This window comes from Cycloclasticus sp. (genome assembly GCF_019090545.1).
GTDB classification, from domain to species: domain Bacteria; phylum Pseudomonadota; class Gammaproteobacteria; order Methylococcales; family Cycloclasticaceae; genus Cycloclasticus; species Cycloclasticus pugetii.
Window position 1 is genome coordinate 30,040 of record NZ_JAHRVT010000019.1, and the last position, 18,596, is coordinate 48,635.

Genomic DNA, 18,596 nt, shown 5'->3' on the forward strand with positions numbered 1-18,596 from the left:
CGCCTAATGTCTACTTAAGGTGATAACGTGACAAAATCAGAATTAATTGAAAAATTAGCAGATCAGCAAGTACATCTGCCCTATAAAGATGTTGAGTTGGCTGTAAAATGCATCTTAGAAAGAATGAGTAGGGCGCTATCCTCTGGTGAAAGAATTGAAATTAGAGGGTTTGGTAGTTTTTCGTTGCACTATCGTCCACCAAGAATTGGTAGAAATCCGAAAAATGGCGAATCGGTTGCCTTATCAGGGAAGTATGTTCCTCACTTTAAACCGGGGAAAGAACTAAGGTCTCGGGTAGATAATGCAAAAGAAAGTTACAGAATTAAATAAAAAAAGCCCCTTTTAAGGGGCTTTTTTTTGCTCGAAGAAAAGAACTAAATATAATTTTAGCTTGTTATAATCAAGTACACATTGTTTGATAAGCTACATATAAAGGCTAAGAAGGTGCGTATGAAATTCATATATTTATTAGTTTTCGTGATTGTTCTAGTCGTGGGCTTTGTACTATCCGTTTTAAACTCCGCGCCTATCAAAATTAACTATTACTATGGCTGGCTTGAGATGCCACTCTCTTTTGCGTTACTGTCAGCGTTTATATTAGGTGCCGTGCTGGGGTTAAGCTCAAAAATTTGGAGTAATTTGATGTTACGACAACGTTACTCGAAATTGTCAAAAGAAGCGGCAGTTACCAAAAAAGAAGTTTCTAGTTTAAGAACATACCCCGCTAAACAGATAAATTAATTGAATGTTTGAATTTGCAATAATGCTGTTACCGGTAGCAGCAGCCAGTGGATGGTACGTAGCATTTAGACATTATAATGCGAAGTTAAAAAAGCCTTCTAACGAATATGAAGGCTTTTTTAAAGGCATCAACTATTTGTTAAATGAGCAGCCTGATAAGGCGATTGATGTTTTTATTGATTTATTAGAAGTAGATGATGAAACCATAGAAACGCACCTTGCATTGGGTACGTTATTTCGTCAGCGCGGTGAAGTAGAAAAATCCATCCGTCTACATCAAAATCTTATTGCGAGGCCTCAAATTAGCCTAGATACGCGAGCCAATATTTTAAATGAACTCGGTTTGGATTATATGCGTGCCGGACTACTTGATCGAGCCGAGAATATTTTTCTTGAATTAGAAAAAATGGAGCTTCATGAAGTTAATGCGGTTCGACAATTATTGTCTATTTTTCAACAAGAAAAAGAATGGTTAAAAGCGATAGACTATGCGACAAGACTAGAATCAATCGAATTCAAAAAGCAACCTTTACTACTGTCCCATTTACACTGTGAAGCAGCACTATTGTATCGTTTTGAAGAGGATGCGGATATTATCAAAAGCCACTTGAGAAAAGCGCTTAAAATCGATCCATTGTGTGTCAGGGTTAATATTATTAGTGCGGAAATTGAGGTGGCTAAAGGTGAGTATAAGCAAGCATTGAAATTATTGTTAAAAATAATGGATCAAGATAGAAAGTTTGTGCCTGTATTTATTGATTTAATACTTAACTGCTATGACCGACTAGGCCGGTCAAAACAAAAATTTGATTTCTTGTCTGAACTTCAACAGAACAATGAATCAACCATTGTTGACAGTCGCTTTTTAGATGTGCTGTTGGAACACAAAGGCTTGGAAGAAGCATCTGCTTTCATGCATAAAAAGTTACGTCAACATCCGTCGAAAAGTTATTTGAAATTGTATGCAGGGATTACACGTCCGGATAAAAATACCGAGCTTGAGTTCTTAAAAAGTATTATTAAACAGTTTGATAATGATGTACAAAATTTTCAATGTAAACAGTGTGGGTTTACTTCAGTTGATTTAAATTGGTGTTGTCCAAGTTGTCAAGACTGGGGGGTTATTGAACCGATCGAAATATAAAAGGTATTCTGTAAGTCTTTACCGATAACACTTTAAGGTTTTACGTATAGACGTAGGCTATCTAAATAGACGAAAGTAAATACGGTTGTATGGAATAAGGATGTTTAATCAACGTAAATGAATAAGGATATTTATGAAAAAGATTATTATAGTATTGGTTTCATTAAGTTGTTTTTGCTTTTCTTTCATGGCATTGGCAGTAAATATAAACACAGCGGATGCCGATGATATTGCAAAAGAACTTAAAGGTGTTGGCCCAGCTAAAGCAGAAGCGATTGTTAATTACCGTGAAAAAAATGGTACCTTCAAAAGCCTGAAAGAACTGACTAAGATAAAAGGTATAGGCGCGTCTACGGTCGATAAAAATCGTGAAAATATTCAACTGGATGTAATGTAGAGCTTTTCATGGAGTGAAAAAGCCCTGTTAATTCAGGGCTTTTTTATGCTCATACCTTGATGGTTAAAACTGCTCTTCCTTAAGGCTCATGGTGCTATTACAGCCAGCCAAGATGTTAGACAGTAGAGAGCCTGTTTGAGGCAAGAGGCGTTGCATATAAAATAGGCCTGTTTTGAGTTTTGCATCGTAAAAATCGGCACTCATTTCGCCTTTACGATAGGTGATTTGTTCAGCCATTTTTGCCCACATATAACCAAGAGCGACTAAACCAAACATATTTAGGTAATCGCTAGCAGCGCTAGCAGCTTCATCTGGGTCTGATAACCCTTTTTGTGCAATAAAGAGAGTTGCTTGTTGTAATCTTGAAAATGATTTCTGTAAGGGTAATATATAGGCTGTTAACAGCTTATCGCTAGCATATTGCTCAAGAAAGTTAGAGATGGGGTGAAAGAAATGCCGTAAATATTTACCCATTTGCTCGGGTAATTTTCGACCGACTAAATCAAGCGCTTGAATACCATTTGCACCTTCATAAATTTTACTAATTCTTGCATCTCGTAAATACTGTTCCATTCCATTTTCACGGATATAACCATGGCCACCGTATACTTGTATACCTAGGCTAGTGACTGTTTCTCCAATATCAGTAAGAAATGATTTAAAGACCGGTGTTAATAAAGAAACAAGCTCATCTGCTTCTTGCCTTTGTTGTTTGTTATCAGCATGCTGGGATAGGTCAAGTTTGTAAGATAACCAGCTACTTAAGGCTCGCGCACCTTCTGTGTAAGCCTTCATTGTCATCAGCATGCGTCTAATGTCAGGGTGAACGATCAGTGGGTCGGCAGCTTGTTCGGGGTACTTTGCTCCACTAAGAGCTCTGCCTTGAAGACGTTCTTTAGCGTAATCTTTAGCACTGCAATAAGAGGCTTGAGCAATGGCCAAGCCTTGAATACCAACATGGAGCCTAGCGCTGTTCATCATAACAAACATCGCTTTCATCCCTTTGTTTAGCTCGCCAACAAGAAAACCTTTCGCGTTATCAAACTCTATAGAGCAGGTGGATGAGGCGTTAATTCCCATTTTATGTTCTATTCCGCTACAAAAAACACCGTTGAGTTCTGCCAGGGTTCCATCATCATGAACGTTGAACTTGGGCACTAAAAACAAACTAATTCCTTTGATTCCTGAAGGGGCATCTGGGGTTCTTGCTAATACTAGGTGTATTATGTTTTCTGTTAAGTTATGCTCGCCAGCGCTAATAAAGATTTTACTGCCGGAAAGGTGATAATTACCCTCACTTTGTGGAACCGCTTTTGTTCGAATAAGCCCTAAATCTGTGCCACATTGAGGTTCTGTTAAACACATTGTGCCACTCCATTGCCCGGAGACCATATTAGATAGAAATTTTTCTTTTAAATCTTCGTGGGCAAATTTTTCGATAGCGTTATAGGCACCAATAGTTAACCCCATGTACATGGTGAATGACATATTGCTTGAAATAAGCATTTCATCAACGGCATTGGCAATATAATGAGGTAAGCCCTGTCCGCCGTATTTAGGATCACAGGTTAAATTCCCCCAGCCAGAGGCTGTCATTTCTTGATAGGCTTCTTTAAAACCATCAGGCGTTGTAACGACGCCATCATGGTATGTGCAGCCTTGTTCATCACCCGCTTTATTTAAAGGAAATAATAATGTTTCGGACACCTTTCCAGCCTGTTCAAAAATAGCATCTGTCAGGTCTGTCGTCATCTCTGAGAAAGTAGGTATGTTACTGAGTTCGTCAGTTTCTAAAAATTCATTTATTAGATACTTAATGTCGTCAATCGGCGCTTTTAATGTAGCCATGTTTAGTTCCTCAGCGGTTTGCCAGTTTCTAGTGTGTGCTGCATACGATCTAATGTATTAGTATTTTTGATCAGTGTTACAAAGGCTTGGCGTTCGAGTGCATATAAATCATCTTCAGTATGTAGTTCAGTAATATCAGTGTCACCTCCACTCAATACCATAGCTAATTGGTCGGCAACGGTGCTGTCGTAGGGTGTTGCTTTACCTGTATTAACAAAATTGTTAACGGCTAAATTAAGCGCTATACGTGCGGTGCTGCCGGGTAGTGATACCTCAGCTTCTTCAGGAGCAAGGTAGCCCTCAACCAGTTCTAAGGCTTTGTGTTTTGCGTCAAATAATAAGCGTTCACGATTCATCGTGATGCCATCTGTTGGGCGCATGAATAAGTGGCTTTTCGCTTCTTCTGCTGAGCTGGAGACGGTGGCAGTGCTGATTAATTCGAATGCTTTGCTGATCGCTGGCATGGGACCTTTAGCCCGTTTTGGGTTTAGCATCCAGCGGGTTAATAGTTCTTTACAGCCTCCCCATGATGGAATAAGCCCAACGCCTACTTCAACTAAGCCGAGGTAAGACTCTGCGTGTGCTTGAATGGCATCACAATGAAGCAAGCTTTCGCAGCCGCCTCCAAGAGCCATTCCAGATGGTGCACCAACAACAGGAAAGGGGGCGTATTTCATGGCTTTGTAGGTATCTTGCCCTGATTTCACCATCTGATTTATTTGTGGCCAAGCGGCTGTGTTAGCAGCAAATAAGGCTAAACCAATGTTGGCGCCAACAGAGTAGTTGTCGGCTTCATTGTATAAAACTAAGGCTTTGTAATTAGTTGGAATGACCTCAACTGTACTACCAATCAGAGCTAAAATATCAGGGTCAATCGAATTCATTTTGCTGTGAAACTCTAAACAGAGAACACCATCACCAATATCCCATAGACTTGCGGATGAATTCGACTTGATAGGGCGTTGGCTTTGCTTGATATCGGTTAATGTTAAAACCCCCTCGTGTTTTTCTACCGGACGATACTCACCGGCAAGGTTTAAGCTTAACGCCTGCTCGTTTTCAAAGGAGTAAAAGGTTTTTCCTCGTGCTGCTAACAAGAACGGTGGGATGGGTTGTTGGTTATCGTTTAGTTTATTGATAAACCAATCAACCCCGACTTTATCGAGCAGTTCGAACGGGCCATACTTCCAGTTATAGCCTAGCTTCATAGCTCGATCGATGGATTCAATATTGTCGCTTATTTCTGGAACTAAAGAAGCTGAGTAACACAAGGTTTTTGATAAAACTGACCAAGCAAATTGACCACCTTTGTCATCGAATGAAACCAGTTTTCGTAGATCCTTTTTAACTGAAGGTTTTAGTGACTCTAATGTTGTTTGCTTGTGTGGGGCATATTCTCCAGTTATTAAGTTAATAGACTCTTTGGTTTTTTTACCGTTTAACGTACTGAGTCTATAAAATCCACCTTTTCCCTTGCGGCCTATATAGCCATCGGTAATCATTTTTTTTACGATGTCTGGAATAACCGTTTGTTCTTGAAATGGGTCGTGCTTAGGTAAGGAGTGAACCATGGACTCTAAAACATAGGGCATGATATCAATGCCCACTAGGTCCATTAAGCCAAAAATGCCTGTTTTAGGAACGCCCATTGGTGTGCCCGCTAGGCTGTCGGCCTCATCTACGGTTAGCTTTAGGCGAATGGCATCTAGTAAGGCAGTTTGTATCCAATATGTACCAATTCTATTAGCAATAAAGCCGGGTGTGTCATGGCACTTGACGACCCCTTTGCCTAGTTTGTAATCACAAAAATGACTTAAGCATTCCACAACTTTTGGCTGTGTATCTGGCCCGACAACCATTTCTAATAATCGCATATAACGAGGTGGGTTGAAAAAATGCGTGATGAGAAAATGACGTGAGAAGTCTTTGGATGTTCCAGCTGTTAAATCGCTAAGAAGGAGTGTGGAGGTATTAGATGAAATGATGCAGTCTGGTTTACGTATTGCGTCAATTTTTTTGTATAAATCTTGTTTCAAATCTAAGCGTTCAACAATTACCTCTATTATCCAATCTACAGTGGCTAAATCATTGAAATTGTCCTCTAGGTTTCCAGGTGTAATGTTTTTGGCGTTACGTTTATGCATTAACGCAGCTGGTTTTGTATTCAATAATTTTTTCAGGGCAGTTTGAGCAATGATGCTGCGATCTTCGGCACCCTCAGGAACGATGTCTAATAACAAAACTTTTTTACCGGCATTCGCAATCTGGGCTGCAATGCCGCTGCCCATTACGCCTGCGCCAATGACGGCGATGCTGTCTATTTTCATTAGAGAGACTCCAGGATAGTTGCAATACCTTGCCCGCCGCCAATACATTGAGTGGCTAATGCATAGTGTTTGTTTTCGCGCTTTAATAAAGCGGCTGCTTTTCCTGTGATTCTAGCGCCTGTCGCACCCAGAGGGTGACCGAGAGCAATGGCGCCACCATCAATATTAACTCGATTAATATCAACCTTAAGTTCTTGAATACAAGCGATAGACTGACTGGCAAAGGCTTCATTAATTTCAATGATGTCTATATCTGTAATCGTTAAGGATGCTCTTTGTAAGGCCTTTTTGGTCGCGAAAATTGGTCCTAGGCCCATTGTTTCGGGAGCGCAACCGGATACAGCAATGCTGTTAATTCGAGCCAAAGGCGTTAATTTATTTTGTATGGCGTACTCTTCGCTGCAAACTAATGTTGCTGAAGCGCCATCAGTCAGCGGGGAAGAGTTGGCCGCCGTTACGGTTCCGTCAGTAGAGAAAGCGGGCTTTAATCCTGCCATCTCTTCGATGCTGGTATTTGCTCGGATGCAGCCATCCATCTCAACAATGATTGAATCACAGTCTATGGGGATGATTTCATCTTTAAAGCGGCCTTGTTGCTGAGCGGCGGCAGCTTTTTGTTGGCTAGCAATGGCAAACTCGTCTTGTTGTGAGCGTGACAATTGGTATTGTTTCGCAACGTTTTCAGCTGTTTCCCCCATGCTGATATAGGCTGCTGGTAGGGTGTTGAATAAGGCTGGGTTTGGCATAGGGTTATACCCGCCCATGGGAATGCGACTCATTGATTCAACGCCAGCACAGATAAAGGCTTCTCCTGCATTCATTTGAATAGCACCGGCAGCCATATGAATGGCTTGCATAGAAGAGCCACAAAAACGATTAACTGTGACCCCGGCAACACTGTTGGGTATTCCTGCCATTAAACCACTCAGTCTGGCGATATTAAGACCTTGTTCGCCCTCTGGGAAAGCACAGCCCATTATAATGTCTTCTAGTGAGCCTGAGTCGATGCCTGTTTTGCTAACTAGGCCGGCGATCACTTGAGAGACCAGGGTGTCTGGCCTTAGGGTTGCTAAAGCGCCCTTATGGGCAAAAGTTTGGGGTGATCGTACGTAAGCTGCTATAACAACATTTTTCATGATTTGCTCCATCTGATGGCAGGTTGAATGCTGAGAGTTTTTGAGACGGTGGGTTAGGTTTGTTTACGTTTTGCATGTTTTTTTCAGTCCCATGTCGACGCTCAGTGAACGGCCTAATGTGGCCTGCTGAGCTGATAAGTAGAGGGGTTATATGTGTTGTTTGTTCTGTAGGACTGTTATATGACGCCGTAAAAACGTTGATATTAATGAATGAATAGCGAAAAGGTTTAGCGCAAAGCGTTAGCCACTTATGTGTGTAACCGTTATAAGGAAAGGTGAGGTTAAAAATAGGACTTTTAGAGTTTTTAAAGCGGCTCGTTTTATAGCGTGCTAGCGTATAAGTTCTAACATTTGCAATGCCAGTTATCGTTATTGCTATGTATAACGTGTCATGTTTCATATTATGCCTAATATGCAATATGCGCCTGCCTTATAGTAACGTCAATTGAACAAGCGGGTAGATACAAAAACGCAACTTGGCATTGACTATAAAGACCGAAGTTCACGCCTTAAAACCTTACCGACATTGGTTTTAGGTAGTTCATGAATAAAAACAATTTTATCGGGTGTTTTATAGGCGGTAAGGCTCTTTCTGCAATGTGCCAGTAGTTCGCTTTCTGTTAATGATTGGTCTTTTTTGACAACAAACGCTTTAACAGCTTCACCACGTAGGTCATCGGGTACGCCAATAACGCCACATTCTAAGACGCCTTTATGTTCAACAATAACGCTTTCTATCTCGTTTGGGTATACGTTAAAACCAGAGACTAAAATCATGTCTTTTATACGGTCGACAATGTAGAAAAAGCCATTACCATCCATTTTTGCAACATCACCGGTTTTAAACCAGCCATCGTTGGATAGGACTTCTGCGGTATCTTCTGGGCGATTCCAATAACCCTGCATAACTTGTGGGCCTTTAACGCAGAGTTCCCCCGCTTTACCATCTGGAAGCGTATCACCCTGGTCGTTTATTAGTTTGCAATAGGTTGATGGAATGGGGAGACCAATACTGCCGTTAAATTCTTCCAAATTTAAAGGGTTAATACAGACAGCGGGTGAGGTTTCGGTTAAGCCAAATGCTTCTACAAGCGTGCATCCGGTTATTTTCTTCCATTGAGCAGCGACGGCTGGTTGTACCGACATGCCGCCACCTAATGATATTTTAAGTTGGGTGAAGTCTATATCTGCAAAGCCAGGTGTATTAATAAGAGCATTAAAAAGCGTATTCACTCCAGTTATGGCGGTAAATGGGGTGTTGCTAAGTTCTTTAACGAAGCCTTTGAAGTCTCTTGGGTTGGTAATTAATATATTGTTTGCGCCCGCCTCCATAAAGACCAGACAATTAGCAGTAAGGGAAAAAATGTGATAGAGCGGCAAAGCAGTAATAATAGCTTCACGGCCCGGTAGTACGTCATTTTTTATCCATTCGGATGCCTGTAACATGTTAGCAACCATGTTTTTATGCGATAACATGGCGCCTTTGGCAACACCAGTTGTGCCGCCTGTGTATTGCAGAAATGCAATATCATGATGGCTAAGTGGTGTTGGTACAAAGTCCTGGTTTGATCCTTCAGATAAGACGGTTTTGAATGAAATGGCGTTGGGTAGAGTGTAAGGAGGGACCATTTTTTTTAGATATTTAACCGCCCAATTGATGAGAATAGATTTAGGGAAGTTAAGCATGTCGCCCATTTTGGTAACAATAATATGCTCAATATCGGTATCAGTTACAGCTGCTTGAACTGTGCTGGCGTAGTTTTCAACAACAATAATCGCCTTGGCACCAGAATCTTTTAGTTGGTGGTGTAATTCACGAACGGTATAAAGCGGGTTAGTATTAACGACTGTTAGGCCAGCTCGCAAAACACCAAAAATTGAAACAGGGTTTTGCAGTAAGTTTGGCATCATAATGGCAACACGTTCTCCTTTTTCCAGCCCAAGTTTATTTTGTAAATAGGCGGCAACTGATTCTGTAGCATCGCTAAACTCGGCATAGCTAATTGTGGTGCCGAAATTGCTAAAGGCTGGGAGGTTTGCATACAACTCCACACTGTGTTCAAAGATCTCGACGAGAGAGTTATATTGATGAATATCAATATCTGAATTTACACCATAGGGGTAACTGGTTAACCAAGGCCTATCCATGATGTTCTCCTTTGTCGATTAGGCGTTTAAGTATGTTGATATCGGTTTTTATAATGGCTATAAACGTCTACTGGTCTACATATTCCAGCGCAGTTGTACGCTGATAATATCAGCATCAGACTCATAGTCTCCTCTAACAGCGCTAAGTTCTGCTGGGTTAAGTCCAGTGGCTTCAGAAGATCTATTGATTTTTGTGTCCGGTACGAAGAGGTGAGCATAGCCCGCGTCAAGAGATAAATTATCGGCAAGTTGGTAACTAGCGCCAATGGCTAACCAATATCGGTCATTATCAGGGAAGCGTGAAGAACGGGAAGATGCATTTCTTGCAGCGCCTTCATCGTAAGCTGCGCCTATGCGGTATGTCCAAGGGCCCCCTCTGTTGAATAGGTAGCACCAAGAGACAGACGAATATTGTCTTTAAGTCGTAAGATATCGGTGCTATCTGCTTTAAGTGGGTTATCAAACATAATGACTAGAGCAGGCACAGAGCTCCAGCCGACCCAAGTGGCATCCGCCATAATATCAATACTATCATTCCATTGGTGGTGGATGCTTAATGATGCACTGGCGGGCAGATCAGGTTGAACGTCTAAATGGGTATCTGCTAAAACAAGGTCTAAATTTAAAGCGGGTGTAATATTACGGAAATCGGCATCGCCTTCAAAGTCATGCTTTATTTCTGATCGATAGGAAAGCCCAATGCGTGTTTTATTGGTTATGTTGTACAGTGCTCCTAGGTTAAAACCATACGATATGTCATCGGCCTCTAAGTGAGAAAAGCCGTCAGGAATAGCTCCTAAAACAGAAAAATCTACCTTATTATTTAAAGTGGCCTCAATGTATTGAATGCTGATGCCAAAGCCAAGTGAGAGGTTCGTTGTGGCTTTCCAAGCTACGGAGGGGTTGATATTAACGGTAACAATTTCAGACTCAATCGCCTGATACTTTCCAATCCAGTCAGCGCCATATTTTGTTGCAAGTCCAAACGGTGAGTTAATGCCTACGCCCACTTTGACATCATTATCTAGGCTGTGGACATAGTAAAAATTGGGTACATAGGCAAAACGTCCGCCGTCTTCTGAGCCATCTGCAAAGTTGCTAGCGCCAGCAGAGTTAGTGCTTCCGTCGTCATCAAAATCAAATGAAGGCGCGATAAAGTGCATGCCGAGTACCATTTGGTTGCCTTTAATACGCGTCATGCCCGCTGGGTTAAACCAAATGGTCGAGGCGTCTTCAGCAGAAGCTGCGCCACCTGCAAAGGCGTTCCCCAAACCAAATGCGCTTTGTTCGGCGACACCGAAAGCGGCTGAGTGAGACATTGGAGAAAAAAAAGGTAATGTAAACAGGGTGGATAAAGCAAAAACTTTAATAGAGCGAGTATTCATGTTACATCCTCCAGTCATTTACTTTTGTAATTAGTATTTTTATAAGTAACGCAATCCTTTTTTATGCCAATTATTAGAAAAGGTCAAATTTAGTTGCAAAAGAATAAGATCAAGGACACCATGCTTAATATTAAAATTATTAGGAATGAACAGATGTCGTCAGTTTTAGTGGAAAAGAAAGACGGTGTTGCTTGGCTTATTTTGAACCGACCTGAAAAGCTAAATGTGGTTGGTTCAACAATGCCGGCTGACTTACTGTGCTGTACTGAGGGGTTGAAAAATGATGAGAGCATTAAGTGTGTCATTGTCACCGGTGCGGGAGATCATTTTATGGCTGGGGGCGACATTGATTACTTCAAATCACTTGTAGATGCTTACGCAATAGAGGGTGAGTCAGCATTACCGGGTGATATGTTTGATAATTTGCATCAGGCAATATTGAATCTTGTCATGATGGAAAAGCCCGTTATTGCCTGTGTTAAGGGAGCTGTTGCAGGGTTTGGGTTAAGTTTAATGTTAGCGTGCGATATGGTGGTGGCGGCGGATAATTCAGTGTTCTCCGTTGCATATTGTAAAATTGGCACTACACCTGATGGTGGCATGAGTTATTTCTTACCGCGAGCAGTTGGTCAAAAAAGAGCGCTGGAGTTATCACTAACTGGGCAACGTTTCTCCGCAGAGCAAGCTGAACGTTGGGGAATGGTTAATCGAGTTGTCGCTGTCGAGTTGCTAGAGACAGAGTCAATGACTCTTGCCGAGTCACTATGTAAGGGGCCGAAAGATGTTTTAGCAAGAACCAAGCGTTTATTTAACCAGACGTATGAGACCAGTCTAAAAGATAGATTAAATGAAGAAGCGGATAACTTTTTTTTGAGTATGTTAAAAGAGGATTTCGCCGAAGGGGTTACCTCATTTTGCGAAAAGCGCCCAGCAATTTTTAAAGAATAAATAGAGGGTTAGTGCAAAATGACATTTAATGTCGCCGTGATAGGCCTTGGTTATGTTGGTTTGCCATTAGCCGTTGAGTTGGGTAAACAGTTTCCAACGGTTGGCTTTGATATTGATAATGAGCGTATTTCTGCATTACATAAAGGCTCTGATGTTACCTTGGAAATATCAGCTGAAGAGATCAGTGCTGCGAAGCAATTGAGATTTACAGCAAAGGCAGATGAAATATCGGCTGCGAATATCTACATTATTACGGTTCCCACGCCGATAGATAATGGTAATAACCCAAATTTAACACCGATTAAAGAAGCGACAAAAGTGGTGGCTAACTACCTGGGCAAAGGGGATGTTGTTATCTATGAGTCTACAGTGTACCCGGGGGCAACAGAAGAGGTTTGTGCGCCAATTCTTAGGCAGATATCAGGGCTGACATATAACGAAGAGTTCTTTTGTGGTTATAGCCCCGAGCGCATTAACCCGGGGGATAAAACACGTAGTTTAACGTCTATTGTTAAAGTAACATCTGGCTCAACGCCGGATACCGCAGCGCTAGTGGATCAGCTTTACCAGTCAATTATTTCAGCCGGCACTTACAAGGTTAGTAGCATCAAAGTGGCTGAAGCATCCAAAGTTATTGAGAATACACAGCGCGATATTAATATAGCCCTTATGAACGAATTGGCGCATATTTTTAGCCGTATTGGTATAGATACAGAAGAAGTACTTGAGGCTGCAGGGACAAAGTGGAACTTCTTACCCTTTAGGCCAGGTTTAGTTGGCGGGCACTGTATTGGAGTTGATCCATATTATTTGGCGCATAAAGCAGAAACACTTGGGTATCACCCGCAATTGATTGCTGCTGGACGACGGATCAATGACAAAATGGGGTCGTTTGTAGTCAGTGAAGTGCTGAAACTTATGGCCAAAAAGCGTTTGAGTATTGTTGGTGCTAACGTGTTAATAATGGGTTTATCGTTTAAAGAAAACTGCCCAGACCTACGAAATACCCGTGTAATAGGCATGGTTGAGGAGCTTGAATCATACAATGCTAACGTCGAGGTGTACGACCCTTGGGTAAACGTTGATGACTTAAAAAATGAACAACAACTTAAGGTGATAAAGCAGCCGACTAAAGGATCGTACGATGCCATTATTATTGCTGTGTCGCACGATCAATTTAAAGCCCTGGGTGTGAATTCTGTTAGAGCCTTTGGGAAGCCTAATCACGTGTTGTATGACATCAAGTATTTGTTTGCTTCAAATGAGACAGATGGGCGGTTGTAACAAACAGGAATGAATGTTTGTGTTCTCGACGCGCATTAAGGCTGATCAGTAAAATACGCTACTAATTTGAATTTGCCTGTTATGTGTGGCCAATACTTGCATCGCTTTATTGGCGAGGGGGGGTATTAAAAGTAGCTTAAGGTAACTATGGCTTGCAAACTGAGCGTGTGGGCTTTAGGCTTGTCAACTCTATTATTAACTTTCCCATTAGTGTCTAAACAGAAGCGAAGCAATAAATTGTCAAACAACGAGACAACGTCTTTAGGTAGTAAAGACCCTATCAATAAAACCCAACTTATCAATTATTTAACTCAGCAAAAACGTCCGCAAAGTTGGATAGATATTGTTAGTGGGTTGAATGTCCAATCAAAGCGTGAAAAGAAAACAGTGTCGCGCCATTTATCTGAGATGTTGAAATCCGGCCAGTTGCTATTTAATCGAAAAGAGCAATATTGCTTGGTGCAACAAAGTGATCTTGAAACGGGCATAGTCATAGGTCATGCGGACGGTTTTGGGTTTTTAAAACGTGATGCGGGTGGTGACGATATGTTTATCCCTCCACATGAGATGCGAGCGTTAATGAACGGTGACCGCGTGGTAGTTAGCCGTGGAAAATTGAATCGTCAAGGAAAGCTTGAGGCGCGAGTGGTTGAGGTGCTAGAGCGGAAAGTTAAGACAGTCGTTGGGCGATTTTTTGATGTGATGGGTATTTTTCATGTTGAAGCAGAAAATAAACGGATTTTCCAGCATATTTTCATTCCCCCCGAGGCGACGTTAGGTGCTAAAGACGGCCAGATAGTGATGGCTCAGATCACCCATTATCCTTCTTCACGTACGCAAGCTATCGCCAAGGTGATTGAAGTGATGGGTGACCATATGGCGCCTGGCATGGAGATCGATATGGCCATTCGCTCTTACGAATTGCCAAACAGTTGGTCGCAGGCGGTATTGGATGAGGCTCAGCGTTTCGATACCGGTGTTGTTGAGGCCGACTTGGCCGACCGTAAAGATATTCGTAAATTACCTTTTGTAACCATTGATGGTGCAGATGCTCGCGACTTTGATGACGCGGTGTTTTGTAAAAAAATGGCGAAAGGTTGGAAGCTATGCGTGGCGATTGCCGATGTGTCTCATTATGTAAAGCCACAAAGTGCAATTGATACAGAGGCGTATGAGCGTGGAACATCCGTATATTTTCCCGAAAAAGTTATCCCAATGCTGCCCGAAGTGTTATCAAATGGTTTGTGTAGTCTAAATCCACAAGTAGATCGTTTATGCGTGGTTTGTGAAATGCGAATCGATGAGCAAGGAACGGTTACATCAACCAAGTTTTATAATGCCGTAATGTATTCACATGCACGGTTAACCTATGATGAAGTCGGGTTGATTTTTGACGAGGCAGCACCTGAATTATTGCTTAAGCATAAAAAATTACTGCCTCATTTAAAAGAATTAAGGGCGCTCTATGAAGTAATGAAAGGTGCTGCAGATGAACGTGGTGCGCTTGAGTTCGATACATTTGAAACACGCTTTGTTTTTGATAAAGGTCGAAAAATCAAGGCAATTGAGCCGGTTGTTAGGCATGATGCCCATCGGCTTATAGAAGTGTTTATGATTGCAGCGAATGCATCAACAGCTAACTTTTTAGCGAAACACGAAATGCCTAATTTGTTGCGTATTCATGAAGGCCCCAGTGTTGATCGTTTGTTGAAATTGAGGGGGTTCTTGTCAGAGTTGGGTTTGAGTCTAGATGGCGGAGAAGAACCAAAACCGCAACACTATAAACAGTTAATTGCGAGCATACAAAACAGGCCAGATGCCCATTTGATTGAAATGGTGATGCTGCGCTCAATGTCTCAAGCGATGTATGGCCCAGAACAACAAGGGCATTTCGGCTTGGCGTTAGAACTGTATGCGCACTTCACGTCGCCTATTCGCCGTTATCCTGACTTATTAACGCATCGTGCCATTAAGCACGTTATCGCAAAACAAAAGGCAGGGAGCTTTACCTATTCAAAGAGTGATATGACGCTATTTGGTGAGCATTGTTCTTTTTGTAGTAGGCGAGCAGACGAGGCAACACGTGATGTGGAGAGTTGGCTGAAATGTGAATTTATGATGGACAAGATTGGCCAAGAATTTAGTGGTGTTGTCTCTTCAGTGACCTCCTTTGGTTTGTTTGTAGAACTAGATAAGATTTTTATCGATGGTTTGGTTCACGTTACTGGCTTAGGTGATGATTATTACCACTTTGATGCCAGTAAGCATCGTTTGTTAGGCGAGAGTACCAATAAATCATTTCGTTTGGGCGATCGACTAAAAGTAAAGGTGGTTAAAGTAAGCTTAGATGATAAAAAAATTGATTTGGCATTGGCGGGTGTAGAGCAAAAGAAAAAAATTGTGACTAAACGTCGTAGGAAGAAGAAACGCTAATGGCTGAAGTGCAAAAAATTCATGGAATTCATGCTGTTCAAGCGCTTATTAAAGCGAGGCCTGATCATATCGTTAATGCATGGATGGATCGACAGCGCAAAGATGCAAAGCTGCAAGCAATAAAACAAAGTCTGGATGAGGTTGGTATTCGCGTTGACTATGTTGATAAGAAAACATTAGAGAAATTGTCCAGCAATGCAAACCATCAAGGTGTTTTGTTAACCGCTAAATTGCCACAAGAACGAACAGAAGAGCAACTTAAGAAGGCGCTTAAAGAACAACAAGACCAAGCATTTTATTTAGTGTTAGACCAAGTGACCGACCCGCATAATTTAGGGGCTTGTTTAAGAACAGCGTTGGCCGCAGGGGTGCAAGGGGTTATTGTGCCAAAAGATAATGCCTGTCGCTTAAATGCGACTGTTTGTAAAGTAGCCAGTGGTGCTGCTGAATTGCTTCCGGTCTATCGTGTGACCAACTTAGTGAGAACCTTGAAATACCTTAAGACTGAAGGGGTTTGGGTTAGCGGGGCTGCTGGAGAAGCAACAAAAGATGTTTTTGAGGCTGAATTGACCGGGTCTGTAGCGATTGTGATGGGAGCAGAAGGTAAAGGCTTGAGGTCTTTAACGCAACAGCAATGCGACCAATTAATTAAAATACCGATGTCCGAAAAAGTGGAAAGTCTAAATGTTTCTGTTGCTACGGGTATTATTTTGTATGAAGTGCTTAGACAAAATCAACGATCATTGAATTCATAAAAAATCAGTCAGGCATCAACCCTTATAAGTGTTCATCAGAATAAGCAAAAGAGCCTGTTGAATAAAACAAGTCTGTTTGGTTGGTTTTTGGGTCGTTGATGAGCCGACAAAGTTTGCTTAAGGCGTTTAAGCAGTAAAGGGCTTGTTTAAAAACTGAGCCGTTTCTATGGTTAACAGTTTAACTATTAGAGCTAACTTGATTTGCAGTACTGATACCTGTAAAATCGCGCGTTCGAAATTGTAGCTTGTATGATCAGACTACAATCCTTGCCTTACCTGAGTGTGTCAGGAAGGCTGATAATCCTAAAGGAAATAAAATGAGACATTACGAAGTTGTATTTTTGGTTCACCCGGATCAAAGTGCGCAAGTTCCTGCAATGGTTGAGCGTTATAGCGCATCAATAACAGAGCGTGGCGGAAACATTCATCGAGTAGAAGATTGGGGCAGAAGACAGCTTGCATACCCCATTAACAAAATCCATAAAGCACATTACACATTGATGAACATCGAGTGTGATCAAGCGGCTCTAGAAGAATTAGAAAAAGCCTTCAAGTTTAATGATGCTGTGATTAGAAATATGATCATGCGTCGTGATGAAGCAACGACAGGTACCACACCACTTGCCAAGTCAAACGAAAAAGAAGCGGCTAAACCCTATGTAAAGCCAGTTGAAAAGAAAGCTGAATCATCAGCCGAAACAACAGAAACGTCTGAGCCTGCTGCTGAAAAAGCAACAGACGCATAGACACTGTACAACGTATAATTTAAGGAATAGACATGGCATTTGATAAAGGTTTTAGACGCCCACGTTACTGCAAATTCACTGCAGAAAATGTAAAAGAAATTGATTACAAAGATTTAGATACATTAAAAGAATATATGACCGAAACTGGGAAAATTATTCCTGCACGTGTGACGGGTGTTAAAGCAAAGTACCAACGTCAGTTAACGGCTGCAATTAAGCGAGCTCGTTTCTTATCGTTGATTCCATATTGCGACGCGCACGAACGGTAGATTTATGTCGCGAGTAATCGCGGGCTAAGCCTTGTATGATGAAAGCAGTAGCAACATTTATTATGCAAGGTGGTCGGCAGGCCACCATTGTTTCAGCAACGATGGCAATTTTGTCATTGTTAATGCCGCCATTATTAATCATTAGCGTTGCCTGTGTTTGCTTGGTAACATTAAGAAATGGGTCTGCTGATGGGCTTAGGGTTGTAATTGGCTCAACCGTCGCGACTGCGTTAATAGGCTATATAGTATTAGGAACATCGTTAGTTTCTTTTACATATTTGTTTATTATGTGGTTACCTGCTTTTTTGATATCGCTGGTATTACGAGAGACAGGGGAGCTAAACAAAGCACTTGAGTTTTTAGTCATACTTGGGATGTTAGCGGTAACGGGGCTTTATTTAACAATAGATAACCCTGCACAGCTATGGGCAACAGGCATTCAAGAGGTTGTTAAAGCCCTTGCAGAACAACAAGAGTTGCCGGTAACCGAGGCAGAACTTGAAGAAGGTTTGCTGTTCTGGTCTCAGTACATTACTGGTGTTGTAGTGGCCGGTACGCTTATTAGTTTACTGATGAGTTTGCTGTTAGGCAGATGGTGGCAAGGCTTGTTATTTAATGAAGGTGGTTTCGACAAAGAGTTTAGCCACCTTCGTTTATTACCACGTGATGGGTTAGTATTCGCAATACTGGTTGTGTTAGGCGTGTTATTAGACGGACAGTTTGCCGAATATATATTGAACTTGGATATACAAGTTCTTTTATTGTTTTTTATAGTTGGTGTGTCAGTGGTACATGTAGTAATCAAGGGTAGAGGTGGTAGCCGTTATTTGCTCTTTGTTTTTTACATGGCGATATTTTTTGTGCCACATTTGATCTTGCCTTTGGTGTTGATTGGCTTATCAGATGTTTGGATGGATTGGCGTCAGCGGTTTGTTTGAATCGCACGCTGAGTTAAATTTTAAAATAAATAGGATTTAGTAAAGATGAACATTATTCTTCTTGAAAAGGTAGCAAATTTAGGTAACTTGGGTGACA

Annotated in this window: 17 protein-coding genes; 11 read left to right on the forward strand and 6 right to left on the reverse strand. The window is 41.6% G+C overall.

Translation table 11 applies throughout. The features are described from left to right. Positions 1 to 27 precede the first annotated feature (27 nt). From KUG63_RS03945 to KUG63_RS03960, 4 genes are all read left to right on the forward strand, one after another. The gene (locus KUG63_RS03945) at positions 28 to 330 is read left to right on the forward strand and encodes an integration host factor subunit beta (protein WP_015005501.1); all 303 of its coding nucleotides are present in this window, start codon (positions 28 to 30) and stop codon (positions 328 to 330) included. Between the two features lie 120 nt (positions 331 to 450). Continuing rightward, complete coding sequence (locus tag KUG63_RS03950) at positions 451 to 741, forward strand: lipopolysaccharide assembly LapA domain-containing protein (RefSeq protein ID WP_015005502.1); 291 nt, start codon at positions 451 to 453, stop codon at positions 739 to 741. A 4-nt stretch (positions 742 to 745) separates the two neighbouring features. Next, on the forward strand, positions 746 to 1,885 hold the full coding sequence (lapB, locus tag KUG63_RS03955) for a lipopolysaccharide assembly protein LapB (protein WP_287554125.1): 1,140 nt from the start codon (positions 746 to 748) through the stop codon (positions 1,883 to 1,885). A 133-nt stretch (positions 1,886 to 2,018) separates the two neighbouring features. Beyond that, the gene (locus KUG63_RS03960) at positions 2,019 to 2,282 is read left to right on the forward strand and encodes a ComEA family DNA-binding protein (RefSeq protein ID WP_287554126.1); all 264 of its coding nucleotides are present in this window, start codon (positions 2,019 to 2,021) and stop codon (positions 2,280 to 2,282) included. Positions 2,283 to 2,345: 63 nt separating this feature from the next. Here KUG63_RS03960 and KUG63_RS03965 read toward each other — a convergent pair whose 3' ends face one another. The 6 genes from KUG63_RS03965 to KUG63_RS03990 all read right to left on the reverse strand — a co-directional run bounded on the left by KUG63_RS03965 (position 2,346) and on the right by KUG63_RS03990 (position 11,126). Beyond that, complete coding sequence (locus KUG63_RS03965; RefSeq protein WP_287554128.1) at positions 2,346 to 4,130, reverse strand: acyl-CoA dehydrogenase C-terminal domain-containing protein; 1,785 nt, start codon at positions 4,128 to 4,130, stop codon at positions 2,346 to 2,348. A gap of 2 nt (positions 4,131 to 4,132) precedes the next feature. Continuing rightward, entirely contained in the window at positions 4,133 to 6,457 is a 2,325-nt protein-coding gene (locus KUG63_RS03970) for a 3-hydroxyacyl-CoA dehydrogenase/enoyl-CoA hydratase family protein (protein WP_287554130.1), read from the reverse strand. Continuing rightward, positions 6,457 to 7,593, reverse strand: coding sequence for a thiolase family protein (locus tag KUG63_RS03975; protein ID WP_015005507.1), 1,137 nt, complete (start codon positions 7,591 to 7,593; stop codon positions 6,457 to 6,459). Before KUG63_RS03975 ends, KUG63_RS03970 begins: the two co-directional genes overlap by 1 nt. A 486-nt stretch (positions 7,594 to 8,079) precedes the next feature. Next, complete coding sequence (locus KUG63_RS03980) at positions 8,080 to 9,741, reverse strand: AMP-binding protein (protein WP_287554132.1); 1,662 nt, start codon at positions 9,739 to 9,741, stop codon at positions 8,080 to 8,082. A 75-nt stretch (positions 9,742 to 9,816) separates the two neighbouring features. Then, positions 9,817 to 10,095, reverse strand: coding sequence for an outer membrane protein transport protein (locus KUG63_RS03985; protein ID WP_287554143.1), 279 nt, complete (start codon positions 10,093 to 10,095; stop codon positions 9,817 to 9,819). Further along, entirely contained in the window at positions 10,092 to 11,126 is a 1,035-nt protein-coding gene (locus tag KUG63_RS03990; protein ID WP_287554134.1) for an OmpP1/FadL family transporter, read from the reverse strand. Before KUG63_RS03990 ends, KUG63_RS03985 begins: the two co-directional genes overlap by 4 nt. A 120-nt stretch (positions 11,127 to 11,246) precedes the next feature. On the opposite strand from KUG63_RS03990, the gene KUG63_RS03995 reads away from it, so the two are divergent. From KUG63_RS03995 to KUG63_RS04025, 7 genes are all read left to right on the forward strand, one after another. Continuing rightward, entirely contained in the window at positions 11,247 to 12,074 is an 828-nt protein-coding gene (locus KUG63_RS03995) for an enoyl-CoA hydratase/isomerase family protein (protein WP_287554136.1), read from the forward strand. A gap of 18 nt (positions 12,075 to 12,092) precedes the next feature. Next, the gene (locus tag KUG63_RS04000; protein WP_287554138.1) at positions 12,093 to 13,358 is read left to right on the forward strand and encodes a nucleotide sugar dehydrogenase; all 1,266 of its coding nucleotides are present in this window, start codon (positions 12,093 to 12,095) and stop codon (positions 13,356 to 13,358) included. Between the two features lie 180 nt (positions 13,359 to 13,538). Continuing rightward, complete coding sequence (gene rnr / locus KUG63_RS04005; protein WP_287554140.1) at positions 13,539 to 15,791, forward strand: ribonuclease R; 2,253 nt, start codon at positions 13,539 to 13,541, stop codon at positions 15,789 to 15,791. After that, on the forward strand, positions 15,791 to 16,546 hold the full coding sequence (gene rlmB, locus KUG63_RS04010) for a 23S rRNA (guanosine(2251)-2'-O)-methyltransferase RlmB (protein ID WP_015005513.1): 756 nt from the start codon (positions 15,791 to 15,793) through the stop codon (positions 16,544 to 16,546). The genes rnr and rlmB overlap by 1 nt, the downstream gene beginning before the upstream one ends. 317 nt (positions 16,547 to 16,863) lie before the next feature. Beyond that, on the forward strand, positions 16,864 to 17,292 hold the full coding sequence (rpsF, locus tag KUG63_RS04015) for a 30S ribosomal protein S6 (RefSeq protein WP_016389668.1): 429 nt from the start codon (positions 16,864 to 16,866) through the stop codon (positions 17,290 to 17,292). A gap of 32 nt (positions 17,293 to 17,324) precedes the next feature. Continuing rightward, positions 17,325 to 17,561: a 30S ribosomal protein S18 gene (rpsR, locus tag KUG63_RS04020; RefSeq protein WP_015005515.1), complete on the forward strand. Its 237-nt coding sequence runs from the start codon at positions 17,325 to 17,327 to the stop codon at positions 17,559 to 17,561. A 35-nt stretch (positions 17,562 to 17,596) separates the two neighbouring features. After that, positions 17,597 to 18,499: a DUF2232 domain-containing protein gene (locus tag KUG63_RS04025; RefSeq protein WP_020932830.1), complete on the forward strand. Its 903-nt coding sequence runs from the start codon at positions 17,597 to 17,599 to the stop codon at positions 18,497 to 18,499. Positions 18,500 to 18,596 lie beyond the last annotated feature (97 nt).